Source organism: Polynucleobacter corsicus (genome assembly GCF_018688255.1).
Classification (GTDB): domain Bacteria; phylum Pseudomonadota; class Gammaproteobacteria; order Burkholderiales; family Burkholderiaceae; genus Polynucleobacter; species Polynucleobacter corsicus.
Genome location: NZ_CP061314.1, coordinates 856053 through 877226, shown reverse-complemented (window position 1 = coordinate 877226; position 21174 = coordinate 856053). Strand labels below are relative to the sequence as shown.

The following is a 21174-nucleotide window of genomic DNA, read 5'->3' as shown; positions in this document are numbered from 1 at the left end:
TTTTAAAACGTTCATACCGTATTGAAAAGCTACTCATAAAAAATCTGTGCCCGTAAGTCCTTTTGTAATACCTTAATGAATTTATTCCAACTTTTGATTTGTGCTGGACTACAAACCATTGATGGACGTTGGATTACAACCTGCCGCCTTACCTCAATTACATTGCCATTCTTGGAGTAGCTTGAGTTGTATTTAATATCACCCTCTTCGTAAAGAACATTAGAGGGTATAAGACCAACTTTTACATTCGTTGGAAATTCAATCGCCTGTATATCTTCAAGCGTTCTAGACCTACAAACGGCTGGTTTCGTTGGATTCTCTATCGACTTACTATAGGCGATTAGGTCGAATTCTCTTGGAGCAAGTCCCATCGGCACTGTAATGGCAGCAGGTCCGGGAATATTACCTATTGGGTCCAGAGTAAATGTGGTTCTGAGCTTAAACGGCTTATCTAAATCTGATGCGGAAGATGGCTCATAGGAGCCACTGCCGTTAAGCCGTGCTGCGACCAGTTGGTCCCTAGAATAACGGTCTCCATAGCTACTATCTGTACCCTCATATCTATCACGTGCTCTGATATCTTCAGCACCGTAAAACTCAGTTTGAGAAGTGCCTTTGATTGCTCCATCTTTGGACACTTTGAGGTCAACATTAGTTTTTATGGAATTAGTTGAAGCACTAGGCTTAGGCGTCCTTCCGATTTTATTTAGGCCAGTTAATACAGTTGGCTTATCTAAAAGGCCATAAGGCAGCGTTCCAAAAGGAGCACTCTCTTCAGTTGGGTCAAGATACATATCCCATTTGGGTAAATACACAATGACGTGGTTAAACGGGCTAAGTACTGCTAATTTAGGCAGCGAGTAAGCATTTCCAGAATTAATATCTGCAGAACTTGCGGCAATCCCCTTGGCATTTAATAAGGCAATCAGAAGTATGGTCTTGTCTTTACAGTCCCCATACCGATTTTTAATAATCTCATCTGCAAAATGAGGCACTACACCACCAGCGCCCAAGAAGATAGCTACGTAACGAATTTCCTTGGACACCCAGTTATATAGAGCTCTAGCTTGGTCTTTGGGCTCGGCAATCCCCTTAGTTATTTCGTTAGCTAGTTTTTGTACTGCAGGTGTTACCTTGTACTTATCAGCTGCACGTGCTTCATAAGCTCTCGCCATATCTAGCTGGTCTTTAAAGCTGGATATATGTACATATGGTGAAACTTCGGAGTCTGCTATCTGATTTGGTTCAGATAGAACTACTCTATCTTGCCGAAAAGTAAACTTATAGCGAATATCCCCATTAGAACTATCTTCTATACGTCCACCTTTGACATCTTTCACATCCACTTGAATTGCTATTTTTGGGTCATGAGATAAATTAATCTCTGAATTTGCCCACTGCGTACCAGCACCAAACCAAAAATTTTGAAAGAAGTGGCCCGGAAATAATGGAGTACGTGTTTTAGTAACTACCTTGTAATAAGTACGAGAGCCTTTACTGACATCTGGAAAGATGATGACTTTGTATTTCTTATCCGAAAAGAGAGTCTTACTATCAGAATTATCATCATCAACAGTACGGATTGCATTTTTTGCTACCGGAACTCGAATCCCCTTAGGATTAATCGTATAAGCCTCTAAAACCTCAACTGTTTGGAACTTATTTAAATATGGAAATTTAGCCTGTGATTCCCTATCTATAACTAATGACGAACGGATTAAAGTTTGTAATTCGGCAGTCTCAATACTGGAACCATCTGCGTTAACATAAATATCAACAATATCTTTTTCTGCAACTACAAATGCTTCATATTCTGGAGTATTTGCTCTTGATTGAGCAGCGTATTGAAATCCAAAAACGACTGCCCCCATTAATACCAAAATAGCTAGAGTGTCGAAAATTATTTTTTTATTTGTCAATTGTGATTCATAAGAATTTAGATTTACTTATTGTCATTCTTTTTTAGCTGCAAAAGTTGAAGTTGTTGAAATGATGAGAGGTGCTTACTACTAGTGTAAATAGCATCCTTCCCAAAGGCCTTAGATTTCATAGTTTTATAAATCGCCTTACGTTTGCCGTACTTGATTCCAAAAGCTAGGTCTTGATAGATTTCTTGGGAATAACAGACAAGGCACATTTCCTTGTTTTCATGCTTAATCTCAGGCTTTCTTTCGCAGCCTAAAAAGAAGTGATTGGAGCACTTATCAAATTTAAACTTGTTAGTCACAATATTTGAGCCTTTAATCGAATATCTTTTTAGATAGGCCGGGACATGATTTTCTAATTTCTGCAGAGCTGCTTCTAATTATTTGACTGATATTTTTACTTTTAACATTGTCATCGAAAAATTTTTGCTCAAAATAAATCATTAAGGGGTCTTTACCAAAGCCAACGCCCTGCCAATTTTTACTTTTAATGTAATTATAATAGTCACCTAAATACCAAAACTTATTATTAATATAGTACAGGTCACAAGTAGTCGGAAGAGGCAAATTAATCGGGGGTAATTCATTTCTTCTTTGCCTATCTCGCTCCATACGCTCAATCAACATATCAATTTCCATGTTATCTAATCGTCTCTTTATTGAGTCATACCCATCTAGCTGAGCATAGACAGGTAAGCAAATGACCAATAGCACGATTGAGATTAAGCTCCTCATAAGCTTTCAGGCTCTGCTGGAAAATGGCCCATGAAGAGCATCTTTACGCTAAAGAATTCTTGCTTATATTCTAAGAACTCTGGAAACTTCCAGCTTACCCGTGTTCCAGGCGGCTTATTGTCTCTAACCCACCTCTGGTTGTCCCATATCTCAATACGCCGGCAAATAAATTCAGGCATAGAGATGGCTGCCCTATAGATACCCATTCGCACCAATTCCAATTCGAACTCAGTAAGTTTTTTGTACCTTGAGAGAAATTCATCGGAATTAAATTGCTTATGAATAATTTCGGTAGTTCTGGAATCTCCGACCAGCTCTTTAACTTCTGTTGCAGAGGATAAATTTAACCACCTATCTATGTATGACTTATCCTCAAATGAACGTATCACGAGAGCAAATGCCTGAACACACTCTTCAGCTATTTTAGTGGCAGATATTTTGGGTTTAAAGAATCCGAACATTCTATGTTGCTGCAATCCATGAATTTTTACACTTAGGGCAGGTTATTTCTAAACTTCGTCCAGAAGGAACCCTCAGTTTTTGCTGACATTTTGAGCATGGGATAACTACTAAATTTGACTCGTCTTGATTTTGTGGCAAGGATATTTCGATTAGATGTGAAATATTGTTGACAGATATATCAGCTCGTTCAAATGGCTTTGGATGAGAGCGTTGCAACCAGGCTCCATTAAAAATGCCTTTAATACCGTCCTTAGGACGCATTTCATCGTCCAATTTCATTCTTTTATCTTCAGCACGACCAAGTGCGACTAGAAGAAGCGCCCCACGAGTTTTATATTTAGTAAGTACTCTCTCGGATACCTCCTCAAATTGACCTCTAAATAAGCTTGAATCTGAATAGTCGTTTCCATAGCTTTCTACTAAATAATGAATGACGAGTAAATTTTTGTAATCACGGCCTGTTGATAGCTTCTCCTGAATGACCTTGATGGCACATACATCAAATAAGGCTTGGTGCATAAATTTTGTCATTGGGTCTTTAAGCCTAATAATTGCACGATAAAAAATAATTCCTACTATAGTGGGAAGACATTACACAGTCAAAATTCAACAATCCTCGTTTAGACGGGGAAAAAATGGATGTTTCGGCTGCCTTTGGGAAAACCCTCAGGAAATATCGAATTAAGAAGGATTTGACTCAAGAAGAGCTCGGGTTAGATGCCGGCTTACGGAGGACTTTTATTAGCTCCTTAGAGCTGGGTCAAAAACAGCCCTCATTGCAGACTATACAGAAGCTATGCCTTGTATTAGATATAAGTATGTCTAAATTTTTACAGGCAGTAGAGAAAGAGCTTCAAAAATAGCATCTCAAAAAAATATGTACCCCTACTTTGCGATTCAAACACCTAAAGGGGAGTTTCCCTATAAATTAGCTCATTCAATGAGCAAAATACTATGCATAGGTGTACCCATAATACAGGGGCCTATTTAGAGGGAAGGGGTACGGTGGGGTCTGGTTGAGAGAATAAATATAGGCAGCCCCACATGGAACTAGTTCAGAAGGTAAAGCTCCGACCTATTCAAAATATTTATTAAAGACTTTTATTAATAGCGGTGATTCTGGCTGAGCTTTGAGAAACAAAGTTAAAGATGACTTTAATTTCATAGCATCAACTTCTCCAAAAATATGGGCGGCGCTACTTTTACAGCCAGCCAAAACTTGCATACACTCTTCATATCGCACTCCGAGTGTAGGATGAGCTAAATAGGCTTTAGCCTCCTCAACATCTTTAATTGCATAGTATTTGGAATGCTCGCTATGCCCTAGCCCTACTGCCTGTGGAAAGATAAACCACATCCAGTGAGTTTTCTTCTGCTCTTCCATCAACTCTTCAAGGACCTGACCATAGCATTGGTCCTGAGCAACAATAAAGCGCTCTAGAGAATTTTCTAATCTAGCTTTATCTTTAATCATTACTCAATCATACAAAAATTAGCTGCCTGATAAGAAAATTGAGGTGTAATACAGTATGGATTTCGATAGCTCAGATAACAGTGATGCAAAATTCGATGGGAAGATAAAGACCCAGACGTTCAAGCAATTTCAACTGGAGCAGCTTATAAAGGACGGAACGGTTATTCCTGCATCAAAGCTAGCTGAAACTAAAGAGTTGGAGTTACAACGCAGCCGAGACTTTGAGGCATCCATAGAGGATGAAGAGCGCCATAGAAGAACAGCTACAACAGCGCCAGAAGACAAGTTAAAGAACCTACCTTTGACTCGAGAGCGGTTCGAAGAGTAGAAACTGTTGCTAATTTACTAAATTGGTCCCCGTTTGGTCCCCTGTTAATTACAAAGTGCTGTATAAATGAATTTAGCGCCGAGGACGACATATTAAGAAATCGCCCGCTAAGTATTGAAATACTGGGGTCAACAGAACTTTTTTGGCCTGCCCAGCACGATTCGAACGTGCGACCTACGCCTTAGAAGGGCGTTGCTCTATCCAGCTGAGCTATGGGCAGTTATATGCTGGGTCTATCTAGAACAATAAGGGAAAGTGGTCGGAGTACAAGGATTCGAACCTTGGACCCCCTGCTCCCAAAGCAGGTGCGCTACCAGGCTGCGCTACACTCCGACGGAACCGACATTCTACACTGAGATGGCCTACAGGGGCAAATACTGTAAGATTCGGGTCATGGAAGCCTTATTTTTAAGCAAATTCAGAAAACAACTCAGGAGCTTCCTTGCCCTCAGTTTTCTGCTTTTTAGCTTACTAGGCACCCACTGGATTGGCTTTGCCCATGGCATTGCTCACTCCGGCATCCAGCACCAAAATATTGAACTGAGTTGCACTGATCAAGCCCCTGCCCTTGGCCATAGCTTTGCCAGCTGCCATTTACTTGATGCACTAACACTTGCAAGTTTTGTTGCCTCAACTCCAAACTTATTCCTTGGTGCCAACCTCTTTCATGAAGTGCAATTGGTATCCAATGATTCTTCTCCAGCCCGAGCTCAAATCGGGCTGTATCAATCTAGAGCTCCGCCTAGCTTCATTCTGTAATTCATCATCATGCCAAGCGAATGCTTGGCCTACCGATTTATTGGATGCATCAACCTTGTGAGGTGCATTTTTCAGAATGAAGGCTTTACTATGCGGCACCCCCATCATTGCTTAGACAAGCAAAAGCTCATTTTTGTTCTTATCTCTGGATTATTGAGCTCACTGACTGTCGCTCAATCAAATGACCCAAGCTTAGAAATCACTGCAACAGGATCGCAAGAGGCTACTCAAAGCATTCTGACACCAACTAAGGTTTTGCAGGGCGATGAGCTACTTAATAAATTAGGTACAACTCTAGGTGCCACACTAGCCAATGAACTTGGCGTATCTGCCACAGGATATGGAGCAGGCTCATCGCGACCAGTTATTCGTGGTCTTGAGGGTGCGCGTGTGCAAATTTTACAAAATGGTCTATCCGTTGGCGATGTTTCTAACATCTCACAAGATCATGCAGTAGGAAACAATATGCAAAATGCGCATCAAGTAGAGATTCTTCGTGGTGCAGCCGCTCTACTCTATGGCTCGGGCTCTAGCGGTGGACTCGTGAATGTGCTCAACGATCGAATCCTTACTAACCTGCCTGATAGGCCAACCGGCGCAATTAATACAAGTTACGAGACTGTCAACAATGGGAGAGCTGGGGCAGTTGAAGTGGATGGCGCCTTTGGTTCAGTTGCAGTGCATGTGGATACTGCCATTAATAATGCTAATAACTATCGCATACCAGGGAACTCCACCCAGTCACAAGGTGAGCCCGCAGGAGGCTGGACTGTTCCACCAAATGGAAACAGTGGTAATAACTATTCTGGCAAGTTGCCCAATTCTTTTAGTTATCAAAATAATTTAGGGTTGGGAATCTCTCATATCAGGGAATCTGGTTACACCGGAGTTTCTGTAGAGCGCTTAAATAATAACTACGGCATTCCGACACCTGAAGGTGGATCAATTCAGCAATCGCAAAATCGATATGACGTCCAGCATCAAACTCGAGATCCATTTACGGGGTTTTCATCTTTGAAATTGAGTGCGGCTAATTCGAATTACAACCATACTGAATTTAATAACGTGGGTACAGCTGCCTCAGTCTGGAAGAATATTGCTAATGAGGCGCGTCTTGAATTGGCTCACAACCCTGTAGCCGGATGGAAAGGTACTTTTGGCGCTCAAGTCTCTGCTGCCTCTCTTAATGCTACGGAAGTAGGCACAGGTAGCTATGCCATTGTTCCTCCCACTAAAACCAATTCCAATGCCTTATTTTGGATTGAGGAAGGCAAGTGGAATTCTTTACAAGGAAGTCTGGGGCTACGCTATAACAATGTTGCCCAGAATCCCAATTTAGGTACGACTTTAGAGACCCAGCCTACGGTTGATCCAACCGGAACTACTCCCAACATTACTCTGCAGAATCGCAAATTTAATCTCATGTCCTACTCTGCGGGTAGCTTATGGAATTTCATGCAAGGGTATGGAACTGGAGTGGCATATACGGTGTCACAAAGAGCACCAAGCGCTCAAGAACTGTATTCTTATGGCGCACATGAATCCACTGCTACCTTTGATATTGGTAACCCTAACCTCACCAAAGAGACCTCACATAACTTAGAGTTCAATATTCAGAAGACCAATGGATTGCTCAGGAGCAAGGCAAGTGTCTATGCCAATCGATTCAATAACTATATTTATGGCTACTACACTGGCAGCGTTATTAATAATGGCGGGCAACAAGGGAATGGCTTTAACGTAGTGACTGCGCAGCAAGCAGCAGCGACTATTAAAGGTATTGAGGGTGAACTTACCTATAACTGGAATCAAACCGGCTTAGGCAGTCGAGTGTTTGGTGATGCTTCACATGGCACTTTTGATGCGGGAGGTAACCTACCTCTGCAGCCAGCTCCTCGCTTGGGTGCAGAGTTAGCGCACCAAAAAGATGGCTGGCTTACGAATGCAACTTATATTTACAGCTACCAGCAAAATCGCTTGGCGAGCTGGGAGCAAGGTCCTGCCCCAAGTTATAACTTATTAAATGCTGGTATCTCTTACACAGAAAAAGTAAAGGATGTGAATTGGACTGTGTATATGAATCTGAAGAACTTGCTCAATGAGCAAATTCGGTATGCAACTACACCAATGGCAGTAAGACTATATGCTCCACAACCAGGTAGAAGTCTGATGGTAGGTCTGAGAGGGACTTTCTAAAGTTTGACTAGTTTAGAAAGAACATCAGCAAGGCGCCAAGTCCTCCAGAGCCCAAAATAACCAATACCGGATTAATCTTGGTTCTGAGGATGAGGTACAGAGTGACCAGGGCAAGCGCCAAGGTAATACCACTGACTACGGATGCCTTGGCAACGGCATAAACACCCGATGACATCAGCCCAATGGAAATGGGCTCAAGCGCATTTTGAATGGATCGTCGCCAAGGACTTTCTCCAAAACGATTCCAGATCCTCCCCATGTAAAAGCACATCAGGCTTGAAGGCAAAAAGAAGGATAGTAAGACGACGCCTACACCGATGAGCCCAGCAATTTGATAGCCAATGACTAATACCATCAACATATTGGGGCCAGGCGCTAACTGGCCAATACTATAGATATGAACAAATTGGGTATGGTCAATACCAAACTGATGTGCAAGTATGGTTTGCATCTCTGGCAGCACGGCAGTACCGCCACCAACCGCCAGAACAGAAAGCAAGGCAAAGGTCCAGGACAAGTGAATTAATAGGCTCATTGGGTTTGACCTGGTCGATACAGATAGATCGATATCGGCGCCATAATCAAGATCACATATGGCAGCGCAAGTTTGAAGATGCTCATCAGTATAAATGTGCAAATAATAACGGCCAAGGACTTCACATGACGCCAGTGGGTATCACCAATTTTGTAAGTAACTGCAGCTAGTAAGCCAGTGGCAGCCGCTGCAATTCCAGTTAGGATGGGATTAATCGAAGGATGATCTGCAGCGCTAGCGTAAATCATGCCAAACCCAAGTACAAGCAATGAGCCCGGAAATATTAAGCCCAAGGTAGCAATGACGGCGCCCTGCCAACCACGTAGATGATCTCCAGCAAGCACTGCTAAGTTCACGGAGTTTAAGCCCGGCATCGTCTGACTAATGGCTAAGTACGCCATAAATTCATCAGCACTGAGCCATTTGCGCTTTTCTACCAAGAGAATGCGTTCGTAAGCAATGATGCCCCCGCCAAAGCTAACGGCGCCAATAATGAAAAACTGAGTAAATAGATCGCGTAAGCTAGGAGTATTCGATAGCTGGGTCAGCTGCGCATTATTTTGAATCTGAGAACTCACTCAGGCTTTCCGTATACCAAAGCTGTTTTGGTACTGCCAATTTCTAACCAACTTTCTAGTTCGACTTGGAGCTTCTTGAAGAACTTATCAGCGCGCTTATGGGCTTTATCTTGACCCCGATTAGCATCGTTGACTCGATAAGAAAAGGCCAACTCTCCAACAATGGGATCGCCTACGCTCTTCATCCAGATGGCAATCTCACAATGGGCCTGTACGCCATCACCAAAGACTAGATTGCCAATCGGAAGACATGCCTCAAGAATCTTATTGGTACGGCCACCCACAATTCGGATGGGTGATTTTTTATCAATTGGCAAAGTAATCAAGCTGGGAAAGAACTTGGCAACGCTAGCTAGTGACTTTTCAAATAAGCTGTCGATGGGCACCGCATCTAAAATGGCATTATTAGAATAAATACTTCTAGCTGTTCCAATCGCATCACCTCGTAGAATTTCTTCTTTTAGTCGTAATCGGGACTTAATTGATTTTTTAGGCGAGGGATCAAATTGATGGGATTTAGCTAAATCATCAGTACGGCACTTTAGGGTAACCTCGCACCAGTCATCCACCCAGATGTTTTGACGGGATTCTCGGACACGTAGAATGATGTTGTTGCGTCTGAAATCTTCGCCTGGCGTATCGTAAAAATAAATATTACGTAAACCAGTAGTCGCGTTATCAAGGTGAAAAAATTCCACCTTATTCTTTTTACAAAAACCTAGAATTTGTTCGCTTAAGGCGGTAATTCGGCTGCGCCGATCTAAGCCCTGAGGTTTAATCAGAAGCTTGAATTCTCTATTGGTAATGCTGTGCTTAGCTTTCAAGTACCGACCCCCTAGTGAATTACAAGAGGTTAACACCCCCCGAGACAGATATTTAAAAAATCAATAGATCTCAGGAACGTACATATCTTTTGGTACAGGCCCACGAAGATAGTCAGGGTTATGAACACGCTCAGGCAGAGTAATCTCAGGGTGGGCAATTTCACTATAAGGAATTTGAGTCAGCAAATGCGAAATACAATTGAGACGGGCTTTTTTCTTATCGTTTGCAGCCACAACCCACCAAGGTGCCTCAGGGATATTAGTGCGCTCAAGCATGGTCTCTTTTGCCTTGGTATAGGCCTCCCAATGACGGCGAGCATCCAAGTCCATTGGACTCAGTTTCCATTGCTTGAGTGGATCATGAATACGTACCATGAAACGGCTATATTGCTCGTCATCTGAAATAGAGAACCAGTATTTAATCAGAATAATTCCGGAGCGAATAATCATGCGCTCAAACTCAGGGACCGTGCGCAAAAACTCTTCGTACTCGGCATCATTGCAAAATCCCATGACCTTTTCAACGCCAGCACGGTTATACCAACTGCGATCAAACAACACGATCTCGCCACCAGCAGGCAAGTTTGCAACATAGCGCTGAAAGTACCACTGGGTTTTTTCACGCTCGCTTGGTGCAGTCAATGCAACGACTTTACAAACGCGGGGATTAAGACGTTGGGTAATTCGCTTGATCGCGCCACCCTTACCCGCAGAATCGCGACCTTCAAATAGAACAGCCACCTTGAGTTTGTTTTCAACTACCCAATCTTGTAGCTTGACCAATTCACCTTGAAGGCGAAACAACTCCTTAAAGTAGACATTTCGAGGTATTACAGAGGCACTTCCGCCATCAGGTGATAAGCGATCATCATCGAGCTCCATTTCGAGCTCCTCATCCATGCTATCGAGAATGTCTTCCCGAGCGCGCTTGTACCACTCATCTATTTCTTTATGCTTTGACGTCATATCTCTTTCCGGTACTGATAACTCTTTGTACCTCTAGGATATGACACTTTTATTACATATGCTGTTTATAAGGTTTTACTAATAGCCTCTTGGCAATAAAGAGCGAGCTCCTTGCGATCCGAATTGCTTGTATTGCTCATTAAATAGGGCTCTATTAGGTTTAAATGCACCTCTATATCCCGGCTAGCAATGACATTGGACATCGATTCCAGTAAGCCCATATCTCCAATAAAGGCTGGAGCATCACTCCTCAGACCCGTGGACCTAGACCGATAAGCAATGACTATCGGAAAGACTGGCGCATGAGCTTGGATGGCTGATTCAAATAAATTGGGCTTAAACGGCAATACCAACTCTCCGGAGGTGGAAGTGCCTTCGGGAAAAATACAGACCGACTCTACTTTGAGAACCTGAGCCATCTGGTCTACTACCTGTCTCGCATGGCGTGCACTATCCCTGCGGATAAAGACGGTACCTAGCTGCTGTGCCATCCATCCAAATACAGGCCAGCCCCGCACTTCCGATTTAGCGACAAAACGGACCGGCTTAAATGCATTGATTACATGAATATCTAACCAGGAGATGTGATTTGATGCCAACAAATAAGGGTTAGAGGACAATTTCTCGGCACCTATTACTCGTAACTGAATATGGAAGATTTTTAATAATTTCTTAGACCATCGTTGTATGCGGCGGTCTTTCTGATCTCGATTGAGGAAGGGGAAAAGAAAAGATAGCGTGCAAACTCCGCAAATCACATGTGACAGGATTTGCATCCAGATCCAATAGCGAAGCCAACTACTCGGGGTTGAGGTGAGTTTTGGGGTGGGGCTTAGTTGGGAATGCTTCATATCTAGCCGTAATATAAATCAAGTCATCAAACTGTCGTAAAAGTGTCATGAGCTCTTCATAATAAATCGGCTTAATACGTACTCATGACGCATTACAGAGCGATTTGGATTTCAGATGTACACCTCGGAACATCAGGGTGTCAGGCAAACTACCTCCTTGATTTCTTAAAACACAATGAAGCCGATCAGTTTTACCTGGTGGGAGACATTATTGATGGCTGGCGTTTGAAGCAGTCATTTTATTGGCCACAGAGTCACAATGATGTGGTTCAAAAGTTATTGCGCAAAGCCCGTAAGGGTACTGAAGTCATTTACATTCCTGGCAACCATGACGAAGCAGCTCGGCAGTACTTTGGCATGTCTTTTGGCGATATTAAGGTTCAAGAAGAAGTCATACATACGACCCTAGATGGACGTAAGCTTTGGGTAACCCATGGCGATTTATTTGATGGTGTCATGCAATACGCCAAATGGCTTGCCTATGTCGGCGACTCGCTGTATTCCTTTATTTTATATATCAATCGCTATTTTAATATGTTGCGCGTCAAGATGGGACTGCAATACTGGTCTCTCTCCCAATATCTTAAGCATCAAGTAAAAAATGCTGTTAGCTACATAGCGGACTTTGAGCACATCATGGCTAGAGAAGCCCGCCTCAGAAATTGTGATGGCGTCGTATGCGGCCATATCCATAAAGCAGAAATTCGTGAAATCGATGGCCTGTTGTATTGCAACGATGGTGACTGGGTCGAAAGCTTATCAGCTCTAGTCGAGACCACAACTGGTGAACTCAAAATTATCTACTGGACCCATATTCACGGTGATCCAGTAGAAGTACCTGAAATTACCCTCCAACCTGAGCTTGCAACACTGATTAAAGAGGTTACCGTATGAAAATTATGATCATTACTGATGCATGGGATCCGCAAGTCAATGGTGTTGTGAGAACGCTCAAACAAACTAGAGCTGAACTTATCGGCATGGGTCATGAAGTCGAAATGATTACCCCGACTGGCTTTAGGTCCATTCCCTGCCCTACCTATCCTGATATTGCTCTGTCCTTATTTCCCGGCAAGGAAGTGGCTCGCCGTATTAAAGAATTTGCACCAGATGCAATGCATATTGCTACAGAGGGTCCCTTAGGATTATCAGCTCGCTCTTATGCTGTAAAAAATAATTTGCCATTCTCTACGGCCTATCACACTCGTTTTCCTGAGTATGTCAAAGCCCGCACTGGAATTCCTCTGAGCATTACTTATGCATTTATTCGTTGGTTTCATGGGCCATCGATGGCGGTGATGGCACCGACCATTGTTGTAAAAGATGATCTTGAGAAGTTCGGGCTTAAAAATGTTGTGCTGTGGTCACGAGGCGTGGATTTGGATATCTTCAAAATGCAAGAATCTAAATCTCTCAACAGCGCTCACCCGATTTTCTTATATGTTGGTCGCGTTGCCGTTGAGAAAAATATCAACGCCTTCCTAGAGATAGATCTACCAGGCTCCAAATGGGTTGTTGGTGATGGTCCTGCAATGGCCGGTATTAAAGAAAAATACCCCAACATCAATTACCTAGGCGTATTACAGCAAGAAGAGTTGGCTAAGGTATACGCCGCCGCTGATGTTTTTGTCTTCCCAAGCAAAACCGATACTTTTGGTCTAGTAATTTTAGAAGCTATGGCTTGTGGCACACCCGTGGCAGCCTATCCAGTGACTGGTCCAATTGATGTTTTAGGCAACTCTGCTGCTGGTGCAATGCATGAAGATCTTCGAGTGGCTTGTATGCAAGCCCTGAAGATTCCTCGTGAACTTGCTAGAGCCCATGCTGAGAAGTTTTCTTGGAGAGCGGCGTCTGAGCAGTTTGCTAATCATCTACAGCCGGTACCTTCCACAGCGGTTCATATTACCGCCCTCGCTTAAGAATTTATTTTGACGGCACCTTACAACATTAAGCAAAACCCGCATAAGGGTAACCGTGGCCTCACGCGTGCGTGGCATGCAGCCAAGAATTCTTGGTGCGGCATAGTCTATGCATTTCAAGAGGAAAGTGCTTTTAGACAAGAGCTTTTCCTGCTAGTGGTGCTGAGCCCTATTGCTCTTTTCTTGCCAATTAGCCCGCTTGAGAAATGCGCCCTCATTGCATCGCTCATCCTGGTTTTAGTGGTTGAGCTACTGAACTCTAGCGTTGAGGCAGCGATCGATCGCATTTCATTTGATCACCATGATCTTTCGAAAAGAGCTAAAGATTTTGGCTCAGCTGCAGTCATGCTCGCCCTACTCATTTCTGCCCTATTGTGGGCAACGATTTGCATACCCTTTGTCATTCATTAGCAACACTTAAGGAACACTATGTCCGATATTCCAAACCCCCTTGCTGCATTTGATCTCTTTAATTCTCGCTTTGAAGTAAAGCCAAAGAAGATTAAAAAGAGTAAAACTGAAGCGATCAAAAAACTTTTTTCCAAGAAAATTGCAAAGAAGTTATTTGGTAAGAAATTTGCCACTAAAGCCAGAGCTGAGCTTAGGGCCATAGAGCCAGTTGTTGAGAAGGTAATTGCTAAGCCAAAGCGCCCTGCTCTTCAAATTACTTGGGCTAGTAATGCGAGTGAGATTAAAGAAGCACAGCGCCTACGCTACAAGGTATTTGCAGAAGAGATGGGGGCAAAGCTTCCAAGCAATCCAGAAAACCTCGACATTGACGAATTTGATGCCTATTGCGATCATTTATTGATACGTGATCAGGAGTCATTAATGGTGGTCGGCACCTATCGCGTACTCCCTCCGCACAAAGCGTTGGAGATTGGACGTCTCTACTCAGACTCAGAGTTTGATTTAAGTCGCTTGGATCACCTGCGCCCCAAGTTAGTTGAGCTCGGTAGATCTTGCGTGCACGAAGACTTTCGTTCTGGCGCAGTCATCATGGCTTTGTGGAGCGGCTTAGCGCAATATATGCAAAAACACGATTATGAAATCATGCTCGGTTGTGCCAGCATCCCAATGGGTGACGGCGGTCATTTTGCAGCCAGCTTATACAACTCACTAAGCAATGATCAAATGGCGCCAGTTGAGAATCATGCTTTTCCTCGCTTACCCTTGCCGCTGGAGCGACTCAATGGCGGCTTAGATGTTGATCCCCCACCCTTGATCAAGGGTTATTTAAAGTTGGGCGCTAAAATTTGCAGCGCACCGGCCTGGGATCCAGATTTCAATACAGCAGATGTATTGACCATGTTACGTCTATCAGAAATCAATCCTCGTTACGCAAAGCATTTCCTAGGGTTGTAAGCATTACTTCAAGCTAATGCTATAAGGTCGGCCGATACGTTTCCATTCGGCCGCTTCTTTTTGAAGGCTAAACTCTGTTAATGGATGCTCTTTAGCCCAGTCTTTGGAGAGGCTAACCAGGTAGTCTCCGCTATGCTCCGAGACTTTTACTTTGGGTAAGTTGATATCACTTCGTCCACGGCAAAGTACTTGTGCAAGCCTTATGCAAAATAACATTCGCCAATCAGAGAAAGAGGCGTTATTCGCTAACTTTCCTAACTTACCGGTATGACCAATGAGTAAGGCGGCTAATCTAGCCTGATCGTTTTTTGAGAAACCCGGCATATCAGCATTACCCGCAATGTATGCAGAATGTTTGTGATATCCGTTATGTGATATCGATAAGCCGATTTCATGAAGATTAGCGGCCCATTGCAATAAAGCGATGTTATCGGCCCTACTCTCTTCATCAGGCCTAGGTAACTGCGCCAAAAACTCAGCAGCTAGATTGCCAACGCGCTTAGCTTGTTCTCGATCTACAGCGTAACGCTGCATAAATTGCTCAACTGTTACAAAGCGCATATCCTCATGCTGAGAGCGGCCTAATAGGTCGTAAAGGACACCGATTCTTAAAGCAGCATCTGTGACCTCCATAGACTCAATACCGAGCTCATCAAATACAGCAATCATGATCGCAAGGCCGCCGGGCCAAACTGAGCGCCTGTCGTCCTTGAGGCCTTGTAACTCGACCTGATTGATGTGCTCATATTTAAGCAGATGCTTTTTCATGGCTCTTAAGCCATCACGGGTAATCAAGCCATCGGAGCCATCTTTCTGGTCATTGAAGTTATTTGCCGCAATGAGTTCCGCTAAAGCGCGTGCGGTTCCTGAAGAGCCGATCACTTGCTTCCAGCCAGCATTCAGATACGCCCCAGAAATGACCTGAATTTCTCGTCTAGCGGCTAGCTCCGCTTCTTTGAAGGCATGAGAATCAATATTGCCCTTAGGGAAGAACCTCAGGCTGTGAGAAACACATCCGATATACAAGCTTTCCATCAATCTGGGCTCGTAACCTTTTCCAATGATCAGCTCAGTAGAGCCTCCACCAATATCTACCACCAAACGATTGCCTTGCACTGCTGGCACTTCATGGGCGGCACCAATATAGATCAAGCGCGCTTCCTCTACGCCTGCGATCACTTCAATGGGGAAACCTAAGGCCTCCTCAGCTTCTTGGATAAAGTGAGGTGCATTCTTGGCTACTCGTAAGGTATTGGTAGCAACAGCCCGCACATTAGCAGGATCAAATCCCCGAATACGCTCACCAAAGCGCCGAATTGCGGTTATGCCTCGCTGATAAGCATCATTACCTAATAATTTATTGTCAGTTAAGCCCGCAGCCAGGCGGACAGACTCACGCAAGGTATCAATCGGACGAAGCTGAGTACCCGAGGGTGTCTTAACGACTTGGGCAACCAGCATACGAAAGCTATTCGAGCCAAGGTCTACTGCAGCGACAAGGTCAGTTGCATTCATTAAGGATTTATTTTGATGTAAGGCCACAGCATTTCCAATAGAAGCAGGTTTACTTAAATATGTCTATTTTATGAAACTCTAATGACACATTCATGAAACGAGACCCTAGTCTACTGGGTAGTGGCCTAAGCAGCTAAATTTTGCTCCGCATTAGAGCAATCTTGGCTTCCGAAGCTGCAAAAAATGCAGCAGTCTCCTGATCTGGGCTTCAGAATGGTGCTGCAGCTTGGGCAGCGATACAAATGCTGAGAATAGCCTTGTGAGATTTCCAGGGTTTCTTGTCCACAGCAATCGGGGCAGGTAATAGTTGTAAGTACTGTATTCACAGACCTCATCATGAACTGGAACTATTACAGAATGAAGACATTCATTCAGATCGACCGATCTTCATCGAATCGTCATACTTTAGGAGCATGATTAAGGCTCAGATTCACTATAGGAGATATGAGATGCTGTATCAAATTATCCCCCTCGAAATGGGCTCTCTAGTCCAAAGATACATCTTTAAAAAACAGAATAAAGAAATTAAATGTGGAACTGTCTGGAAGCTGGGTTCCATCACTACCCCTACCAAGCCAAAGTTCATCAGTCACTATCAAGCTCAAATAGGGATTTGTATTGCCGATATTCCTGGGGCTGAAATCAGCAAGACTTATGATGGGGAGAAGGTAATCTACTTTTCTGAGACCGTTGATGAAGATGAGCAAGATGAGCTAACGGATATTTTCTATGGCAAATCAAAAAAGTTCTCTGGGGAATACGTGCATGTCTTTCAGGATCTAGGCTGGAAGGAAATAGGAGAAAATACGTATATCTTTGGTGAGCTAGAGATCAAAGAAATCAATGATGAACCTGAGCAATATAAATAAATGAAATCTTTTAAAGCACTACGCTTCAGCATATTTTTTCTCACTATCTTCATAGCAAGCTTTTCAACAGCTGCTATCAGCCAGAGCTTTAAGTTCATTGCTCTAGGGGATATGCCCTACTCACTACCTCAGGATTTTCAACGCTTTGAAAATTTAATTACTGAAATAAACCAACTAAACCCCAGCTTCAGTATATTTATTGGGGATACAAAATCTGGCTCATCACTCTGTAGTGATGCTCACAACCAAATTATCAAAACCTATTTTTCAAGCTTTAAAGCACCTTTGATTTACAGTCCAGGGGATAACGAATGGACAGACTGCCACCGACCATTAGCCGGTGCCTATGATCCACTTGAAAGACTAGAAGCTCTTAGATCAGTATTTTTTAATACCAATCAAAGCTTGGGTAAAAATACAATCCGCCTCCAGAGGCAAGCAGATGTTGACACAAAGTACTCTAAATATGTGGAGAATGCCTACTGGATCAAAAATAATTTTCTGTTTGTCAGCATTCATATACCTGGCTCGAATAATAATAATGAAGGCTCAGAGTCTGCAATCAAAGAATATCAAGATAGAAATCAAGCTAACTTAGCATGGATCGATCAAGCATTTAATTTAGCCACCCAAAGAAACTTGAAGGGCATTATCTTTGCCTATCAAGCCGATATGTTTTACCAACCTAGCCAATTGACGAGTAGCGATAGTGGCTATCGTGATACCTTAGAGAGCTTCATATCAAAGTCAGAGATTTTTAATAAACCGGTGCTATTGATTCATGGTGATAGTCATCGGCTTATCATTGATCAGCCCCTCTATCGCAAGAATCAAAAAAGGGTCCTAGAAAATGTATTACGACTTCAGGTGATGGGGGCTGAACAAGTACAAGCCGTTGAAGTTCAGGTGAATCCTGCGCAAGAGCAACCCTTTAGCTTCAAACCAATTATTCTCAAAGAAAATAACTAGCAATAGCTTACTTAAGTTTCATCTGTTGCTGAATAAACTCACAAACCTGGAGCGTAAATGGCACCGGGTGCCCTGCATTCTCGATCTCGAATGTAATTAATCTTGGTATTACAGCCTTTGCAGAGCGTACTCGCTCGCATGTACATACCTTTGAGTCGGCGCCATAAATAAGCGCCACCTTTCCTTTGTAGCCCTCCATTGCCTCATGAAAGTTCATTCCCCATACATCGGCTTTGTAACTTAAATCAAAGTGGCCTGGTAACTGGACATCTGCAAATGCTCTCTCATCCACCCTCAAATCTTTTGCCAATTGTTTGACTTCTTTAAAACCAACTTCATTTTTCATTGATTTATATAAAGAATAGAGGGCGGTCCAATTTACAGTTAAGGCAATATCATTCAGAATAATTTCGGAAATTCTTTTTCCCAGTGACTGCGTTAAGTACATAGCTAATACACCACCCATACTAGTGCCCAAAATGGTAAATTGAGTACTCGATGGATGATTACTCAACAGCATCTTGATGAGGCTTTGAATGTCTGATAGATAGAGAGACATGGTGTAGTTTTGAGACAAGGCAATGGACTCAGAATCCCCTCTCCCAGGAAAATCAACGCTAACTACTTTGCATTCTTCAAATCTTAAAAAATGGCTATGCAATACGCTAAAGGAATCTTTGGTCTCCAAGAGGCCAGGCAAACAAAGTAGTATTTTTTCTGCATTCGTATTTCCGGAAATGCTGTAGGCGAGCTTTCTGCTGCCCCCCTCATCCACAATATCAAAATGTCGAGTCTCTGGAAGAGCAAGGTCTATCTTTGACTTTGCAAGCACCTGAGGCCGAATAGGCTCTTCTTTGGGAACTAGCTCAAGGACTTCTGAGGGTTTATGAAAGAGCTCATGCACAAACCCAAACTTCTCTGCTGTGGTGACTGGGGTGATGTGTTTGATCTCTTGAGTAAACCCAAGGACTTTAGAAACCGTAAGTCTTAAATCTACCAGCGAATCGTATAACTTTCTTTTCATTAAGGCCAAGTCCATTCATAACAAGAGATTACTTGTTAGTATTCATTGTGAACTACAAAGGCATTGAATAATAGCTATGCATCAATAAATTGAAGGTAACGTTAAATTTACTCGCTAACGCTTGGAATAACCCAGACCGAGAGTTTCAACCATTACCTTAAATACCTCAGTGTTATCCATGAATCCCCTGAACTTTTCAGATCCGGGCCCCATGGCATTGAGCACTGCGTCATCGGCCGTGTGAACCCCAACCTCTTGGTTTGAAGGCAGATTACCAGGCATATGAATAGCATCTTCTTGTTGCTGGATATATTTAGGGTTAGCAACATACTTGCCAGATTCATCTTTCACTGCCGGCTTAAACGTAGCATCTAGTTTTGGATGAAGCGTTTCATAGTGATCGGGGTAGCTCCCATAGAAGAAGGCTAAACGCTTGCTGACATCAATCTGACTTGGATAGCCTGCCACATCTGCTTTGGGATAATTTGGGTAGCCCGCATCTGCGTATACCCCAACCTTTTCCCTTAGGGGTCCTGGTTTAGCATCATTTACAACGCCACTGATTGAACCGCTATGAGTATGGTCAGGGGTAACAATAATGAGAGTATCTGGATTTTTCTTTGCAAAATCTTTTGCAATTTGTACGGCATTACTCAACATGATGGTGTCAAAAGCAGCCCGCTCCCAGTCTAAGGGATGATTAAATTTATCAATTAAGGCAGCCTCAACCATCAAGAAAAAGCCGTTCGGATTTTTGGATAAGACATTGATTGCCGCTTGCGTCATCTCTGTTAAATCAGGCTGATCTGGATATTGCGCTACTGTATTTTTCTTTAGGAAAAAACGGTCCAAGGATCCATCCATATTATCCGGATGAAATACCCCAAATAGCTTTTTAGTTTCCTTAGCATCACCTGCTGCCAATAGCTCTTGCTTATTTAAAGCAATGGCATATCCCGAAGTTTCGAATTGGGATACCAGATTTTTATCATCCTTGCGCTTAGACCCTTCAGCAGACTGCGGGTAAAAGTAGGCAGAGCCTCCACCTAAAATAACCTCCGCCCCACTAGCAAATAGTTGATCGGCAATATACGACTTGTCTGCACGCCTACGGGTATGTGACACCATGGCACCTGGAGTTGCATCCTGTAATTCAGAGTCAGAAACAATGCCAACTGACATGTTGGTTTTACGCTTGATTAACTCAGAGATGGTTTCTACCTTAGGATGGGACAAATTGTCTGATGCTCTTGAAACATAGACGCCCATAGCATTCACAGCAGTCTTATGACCGGTTGTATAGGCGCTCATCGAGTTTGCAGAATCGGTAATGAGTGAGTCAGAGCCTGATGTGCCGATTAGCGCCATATTAGGCATGTCATCAAATGACAACTTACCCTGGTACTTACCTTCGACTATCCCTTTAGATAAAACACGTGCAGAGGTTCTATTGGCGATAGTCATACCATCACCCACGAAAAGAATGATATTTTTTACTTTTCGAGGACCGCTTGCATAGATATCCCAAGTGACTTGGATACTTTCCTGACCCCCTTTAGCAATCAGAGAATATTGACCAGGCTTTGCTAGCTGAACGTCTCGATAGATGAGGGAACTTCCTTTGCCCGATTCATTTGCGATATAGATTGGCTGTGACTTGATCTGCGCCTTGATGGACGCATTATTGAGTTGAATATCTAAATCCTCTAATTTATGCTCTTGATCAAATTCAATTTTGATATCAAATGAAGATCCAACAAGAATCGAAGCCTTGTTAATTGGATAAATAGCTGCAGCCTCAACCCAAATTGCCTGAAGAAGAAAGGTAATAAATAAAATTGGGTAGGCAACTTTGATGGTGGGCATAGGTAATTTCTTAG

The 21174-nt window shown here is 43.1% G+C and carries 25 protein-coding genes and 2 tRNA genes; 9 read left to right on the top strand and 18 right to left on the bottom strand.

The genetic code is table 11. From position 1 onward, the window contains the following. Positions 1 to 29: 29 nt before the first annotated feature. The 4 genes from C2747_RS04560 to C2747_RS04545 all read right to left on the bottom strand — a co-directional run bounded on the left by C2747_RS04560 (position 30) and on the right by C2747_RS04545 (position 3653). A complete protein-coding gene (locus C2747_RS04560; protein WP_215332787.1) occupies positions 30 to 1919 on the bottom strand; it encodes a DUF3857 domain-containing transglutaminase family protein in 1890 nt (629 codons plus the stop codon). A 321-nt stretch (positions 1920 to 2240) separates the two neighbouring features. Further along, a complete protein-coding gene (locus tag C2747_RS04555) occupies positions 2241 to 2564 on the bottom strand; it encodes a hypothetical protein (protein WP_215332785.1) in 324 nt (107 codons plus the stop codon). A gap of 92 nt (positions 2565 to 2656) precedes the next feature. Next, positions 2657 to 3121, bottom strand: coding sequence for a hypothetical protein (locus C2747_RS04550; protein WP_215332783.1), 465 nt, complete (start codon positions 3119 to 3121; stop codon positions 2657 to 2659). 1 nt (position 3122) lies between these two features. Beyond that, entirely contained in the window at positions 3123 to 3653 is a 531-nt protein-coding gene (locus tag C2747_RS04545) for a hypothetical protein (RefSeq protein ID WP_215332781.1), read from the bottom strand. Between the two features lie 104 nt (positions 3654 to 3757). Here C2747_RS04545 and C2747_RS04540 point away from each other — a divergent pair, with 104 nt between their 5' ends. Next, entirely contained in the window at positions 3758 to 3985 is a 228-nt protein-coding gene (locus tag C2747_RS04540) for a helix-turn-helix domain-containing protein (RefSeq protein WP_215332779.1), read from the top strand. Positions 3986 to 4197: 212 nt separating this feature from the next. On the opposite strand, the gene C2747_RS04535 is transcribed toward C2747_RS04540, so the two are convergent. Then, positions 4198 to 4596 (bottom strand): DUF1810 domain-containing protein, encoded by a 399-nt coding sequence (locus tag C2747_RS04535; RefSeq protein ID WP_215332777.1) that lies wholly within the window; start codon positions 4594 to 4596, stop codon positions 4198 to 4200. Between the two features lie 55 nt (positions 4597 to 4651). Here C2747_RS04535 and C2747_RS04530 point away from each other — a divergent pair, with 55 nt between their 5' ends. Then, the gene (locus tag C2747_RS04530; protein ID WP_215332775.1) at positions 4652 to 4924 is read left to right on the top strand and encodes a hypothetical protein; all 273 of its coding nucleotides are present in this window, start codon (positions 4652 to 4654) and stop codon (positions 4922 to 4924) included. 143 nt (positions 4925 to 5067) lie between these two features. On the opposite strand, the gene C2747_RS04525 is transcribed toward C2747_RS04530, so the two are convergent. The 4 genes from C2747_RS04525 to C2747_RS04515 form a co-directional block, all read right to left on the bottom strand. Beyond that, positions 5068 to 5144: transfer RNA gene (locus tag C2747_RS04525), tRNA-Arg, on the bottom strand. 36 nt (positions 5145 to 5180) lie between these two features. Further along, positions 5181 to 5257, bottom strand: a tRNA-Pro gene (locus tag C2747_RS04520). Positions 5258 to 5395: 138 nt separating this feature from the next. Continuing rightward, positions 5396 to 5518, bottom strand: a complete 123-nt coding sequence (locus C2747_RS10595; protein WP_285896676.1) for a hypothetical protein — start codon at positions 5516 to 5518, stop codon at positions 5396 to 5398. Between the two features lie 48 nt (positions 5519 to 5566). Further along, on the bottom strand, positions 5567 to 5782 hold the full coding sequence (locus tag C2747_RS04515) for a hypothetical protein (protein ID WP_215332773.1): 216 nt from the start codon (positions 5780 to 5782) through the stop codon (positions 5567 to 5569). Here C2747_RS04515 and C2747_RS04510 point away from each other — a divergent pair. Continuing rightward, entirely contained in the window at positions 5774 to 7879 is a 2106-nt protein-coding gene (locus C2747_RS04510; RefSeq protein ID WP_215332771.1) for a TonB-dependent receptor, read from the top strand. The two genes, C2747_RS04515 and C2747_RS04510, sit on opposite strands and share 9 nt — an antisense overlap. A 7-nt stretch (positions 7880 to 7886) precedes the next feature. Here C2747_RS04510 and C2747_RS04505 read toward each other — a convergent pair whose 3' ends face one another. The 5 genes from C2747_RS04505 to C2747_RS04485 form a co-directional block, all read right to left on the bottom strand. Continuing rightward, positions 7887 to 8414 carry a chromate transporter gene (locus tag C2747_RS04505; RefSeq protein WP_215332769.1) on the bottom strand — a complete coding sequence of 176 codons (528 nt, stop codon included), beginning with the start codon at positions 8412 to 8414 and terminating at the stop codon, positions 7887 to 7889. Further along, entirely contained in the window at positions 8411 to 8992 is a 582-nt protein-coding gene (locus C2747_RS04500) for a chromate transporter (protein ID WP_215332767.1), read from the bottom strand. The genes C2747_RS04505 and C2747_RS04500 overlap by 4 nt, the downstream gene beginning before the upstream one ends. Further along, a complete protein-coding gene (locus C2747_RS04495) occupies positions 8989 to 9816 on the bottom strand; it encodes a CYTH domain-containing protein (protein ID WP_215332765.1) in 828 nt (275 codons plus the stop codon). The genes C2747_RS04500 and C2747_RS04495 overlap by 4 nt, the downstream gene beginning before the upstream one ends. A gap of 60 nt (positions 9817 to 9876) precedes the next feature. Continuing rightward, positions 9877 to 10782, bottom strand: a complete 906-nt coding sequence (gene ppk2 / locus C2747_RS04490) for a polyphosphate kinase 2 (RefSeq protein ID WP_215332763.1) — start codon at positions 10780 to 10782, stop codon at positions 9877 to 9879. A 65-nt stretch (positions 10783 to 10847) separates the two neighbouring features. Further along, positions 10848 to 11633 (bottom strand): lysophospholipid acyltransferase family protein, encoded by a 786-nt coding sequence (locus C2747_RS04485; RefSeq protein WP_215332761.1) that lies wholly within the window; start codon positions 11631 to 11633, stop codon positions 10848 to 10850. 84 nt (positions 11634 to 11717) lie between these two features. On the opposite strand from C2747_RS04485, the gene C2747_RS04480 reads away from it, so the two are divergent. From C2747_RS04480 to C2747_RS04465, 4 genes are all read left to right on the top strand, one after another. Then, a complete protein-coding gene (locus C2747_RS04480; RefSeq protein ID WP_215306684.1) occupies positions 11718 to 12527 on the top strand; it encodes a UDP-2,3-diacylglucosamine diphosphatase in 810 nt (269 codons plus the stop codon). After that, positions 12524 to 13552, top strand: coding sequence for a glycosyltransferase family 4 protein (locus C2747_RS04475; protein ID WP_215332759.1), 1029 nt, complete (start codon positions 12524 to 12526; stop codon positions 13550 to 13552). Before C2747_RS04480 ends, C2747_RS04475 begins: the two co-directional genes overlap by 4 nt. Positions 13553 to 13561: 9 nt before the next feature. Next, positions 13562 to 13963, top strand: coding sequence for a diacylglycerol kinase (locus C2747_RS04470; RefSeq protein ID WP_215332757.1), 402 nt, complete (start codon positions 13562 to 13564; stop codon positions 13961 to 13963). A gap of 222 nt (positions 13964 to 14185) precedes the next feature. After that, the gene (locus tag C2747_RS04465; RefSeq protein ID WP_433915512.1) at positions 14186 to 14917 is read left to right on the top strand and encodes a GNAT family N-acetyltransferase; all 732 of its coding nucleotides are present in this window, start codon (positions 14186 to 14188) and stop codon (positions 14915 to 14917) included. Positions 14918 to 14920: 3 nt separating this feature from the next. On the opposite strand, the gene ppx is transcribed toward C2747_RS04465, so the two are convergent. Both ppx and C2747_RS10590 read right to left on the bottom strand, forming a co-directional pair. Then, on the bottom strand, positions 14921 to 16432 hold the full coding sequence (gene ppx, locus C2747_RS04460) for an exopolyphosphatase (RefSeq protein ID WP_215332755.1): 1512 nt from the start codon (positions 16430 to 16432) through the stop codon (positions 14921 to 14923). Positions 16433 to 16557: 125 nt separating this feature from the next. Then, positions 16558 to 16767, bottom strand: a complete 210-nt coding sequence (locus C2747_RS10590; RefSeq protein ID WP_285896681.1) for a GDCCVxC domain-containing (seleno)protein — start codon at positions 16765 to 16767, stop codon at positions 16558 to 16560. Positions 16768 to 16881: 114 nt separating this feature from the next. Between C2747_RS10590 and C2747_RS04455 the strand changes: the two genes are divergently transcribed. Next, positions 16882 to 17301: a hypothetical protein gene (locus tag C2747_RS04455; RefSeq protein ID WP_215332753.1), complete on the top strand. Its 420-nt coding sequence runs from the start codon at positions 16882 to 16884 to the stop codon at positions 17299 to 17301. Further along, a complete protein-coding gene (locus C2747_RS04450; RefSeq protein ID WP_215332751.1) occupies positions 17302 to 18270 on the top strand; it encodes a hypothetical protein in 969 nt (322 codons plus the stop codon). It begins immediately after the preceding gene. A gap of 7 nt (positions 18271 to 18277) precedes the next feature. Here the strand turns inward: C2747_RS04450 and C2747_RS04445 are convergent, their stop codons facing one another. Next, positions 18278 to 19294, bottom strand: a complete 1017-nt coding sequence (locus tag C2747_RS04445) for an alpha/beta fold hydrolase (protein ID WP_215332749.1) — start codon at positions 19292 to 19294, stop codon at positions 18278 to 18280. A 114-nt stretch (positions 19295 to 19408) separates the two neighbouring features. Beyond that, positions 19409 to 21160, bottom strand: a complete 1752-nt coding sequence (locus C2747_RS04440) for an alkaline phosphatase (RefSeq protein WP_215332747.1) — start codon at positions 21158 to 21160, stop codon at positions 19409 to 19411. Between the last annotated feature and the right edge of the window lie 14 nt (positions 21161 to 21174).

Excerpts from the sequence above, each read along its gene's own strand:
- C2747_RS04555 (WP_215332785.1), bottom strand. The coding sequence starts at position 2,564 with ATGGAAATTGATATGTTGATTGAGCGTATGGAGCGAGATAGGCAAAGA.
- C2747_RS04550 (WP_215332783.1), bottom strand. The coding sequence starts at position 3,121 with ATGTTCGGATTCTTTAAACCCAAAATATCTGCCACTAAAATAGCTGAA.
- C2747_RS04545 (WP_215332781.1), bottom strand. The coding sequence starts at position 3,653 with ATGACAAAATTTATGCACCAAGCCTTATTTGATGTATGTGCCATCAAG.
- C2747_RS04540 (WP_215332779.1), top strand. The coding sequence starts at position 3,758 with ATGGATGTTTCGGCTGCCTTTGGGAAAACCCTCAGGAAATATCGAATT.
- C2747_RS04535 (WP_215332777.1), bottom strand. The coding sequence starts at position 4,596 with ATGATTAAAGATAAAGCTAGATTAGAAAATTCTCTAGAGCGCTTTATT.
- C2747_RS04530 (WP_215332775.1), top strand. The coding sequence starts at position 4,652 with ATGGATTTCGATAGCTCAGATAACAGTGATGCAAAATTCGATGGGAAG.
- C2747_RS10595 (WP_285896676.1), bottom strand. The coding sequence starts at position 5,518 with ATGGCAGCTGGCAAAGCTATGGCCAAGGGCAGGGGCTTGATCAGTGCA.
- C2747_RS04510 (WP_215332771.1), top strand. The coding sequence starts at position 5,774 with ATGCGGCACCCCCATCATTGCTTAGACAAGCAAAAGCTCATTTTTGTT.
- C2747_RS04505 (WP_215332769.1), bottom strand. The coding sequence starts at position 8,414 with ATGAGCCTATTAATTCACTTGTCCTGGACCTTTGCCTTGCTTTCTGTT.
- ppk2 (WP_215332763.1), bottom strand. The coding sequence starts at position 10,782 with ATGACGTCAAAGCATAAAGAAATAGATGAGTGGTACAAGCGCGCTCGG.
- C2747_RS04485 (WP_215332761.1), bottom strand. The coding sequence starts at position 11,633 with ATGAAGCATTCCCAACTAAGCCCCACCCCAAAACTCACCTCAACCCCG.
- C2747_RS04480 (WP_215306684.1), top strand. The coding sequence starts at position 11,718 with ATGACGCATTACAGAGCGATTTGGATTTCAGATGTACACCTCGGAACA.
- C2747_RS04475 (WP_215332759.1), top strand. The coding sequence starts at position 12,524 with ATGAAAATTATGATCATTACTGATGCATGGGATCCGCAAGTCAATGGT.
- ppx (WP_215332755.1), bottom strand. The coding sequence starts at position 16,432 with ATGAATGCAACTGACCTTGTCGCTGCAGTAGACCTTGGCTCGAATAGC.
- C2747_RS10590 (WP_285896681.1), bottom strand. The coding sequence starts at position 16,767 with ATGAGGTCTGTGAATACAGTACTTACAACTATTACCTGCCCCGATTGC.
- C2747_RS04455 (WP_215332753.1), top strand. The coding sequence starts at position 16,882 with ATGCTGTATCAAATTATCCCCCTCGAAATGGGCTCTCTAGTCCAAAGA.
- C2747_RS04450 (WP_215332751.1), top strand. The coding sequence starts at position 17,302 with ATGAAATCTTTTAAAGCACTACGCTTCAGCATATTTTTTCTCACTATC.
- C2747_RS04445 (WP_215332749.1), bottom strand. The coding sequence starts at position 19,294 with ATGAAAAGAAAGTTATACGATTCGCTGGTAGATTTAAGACTTACGGTT.
- C2747_RS04440 (WP_215332747.1), bottom strand. The coding sequence starts at position 21,160 with ATGCCCACCATCAAAGTTGCCTACCCAATTTTATTTATTACCTTTCTT.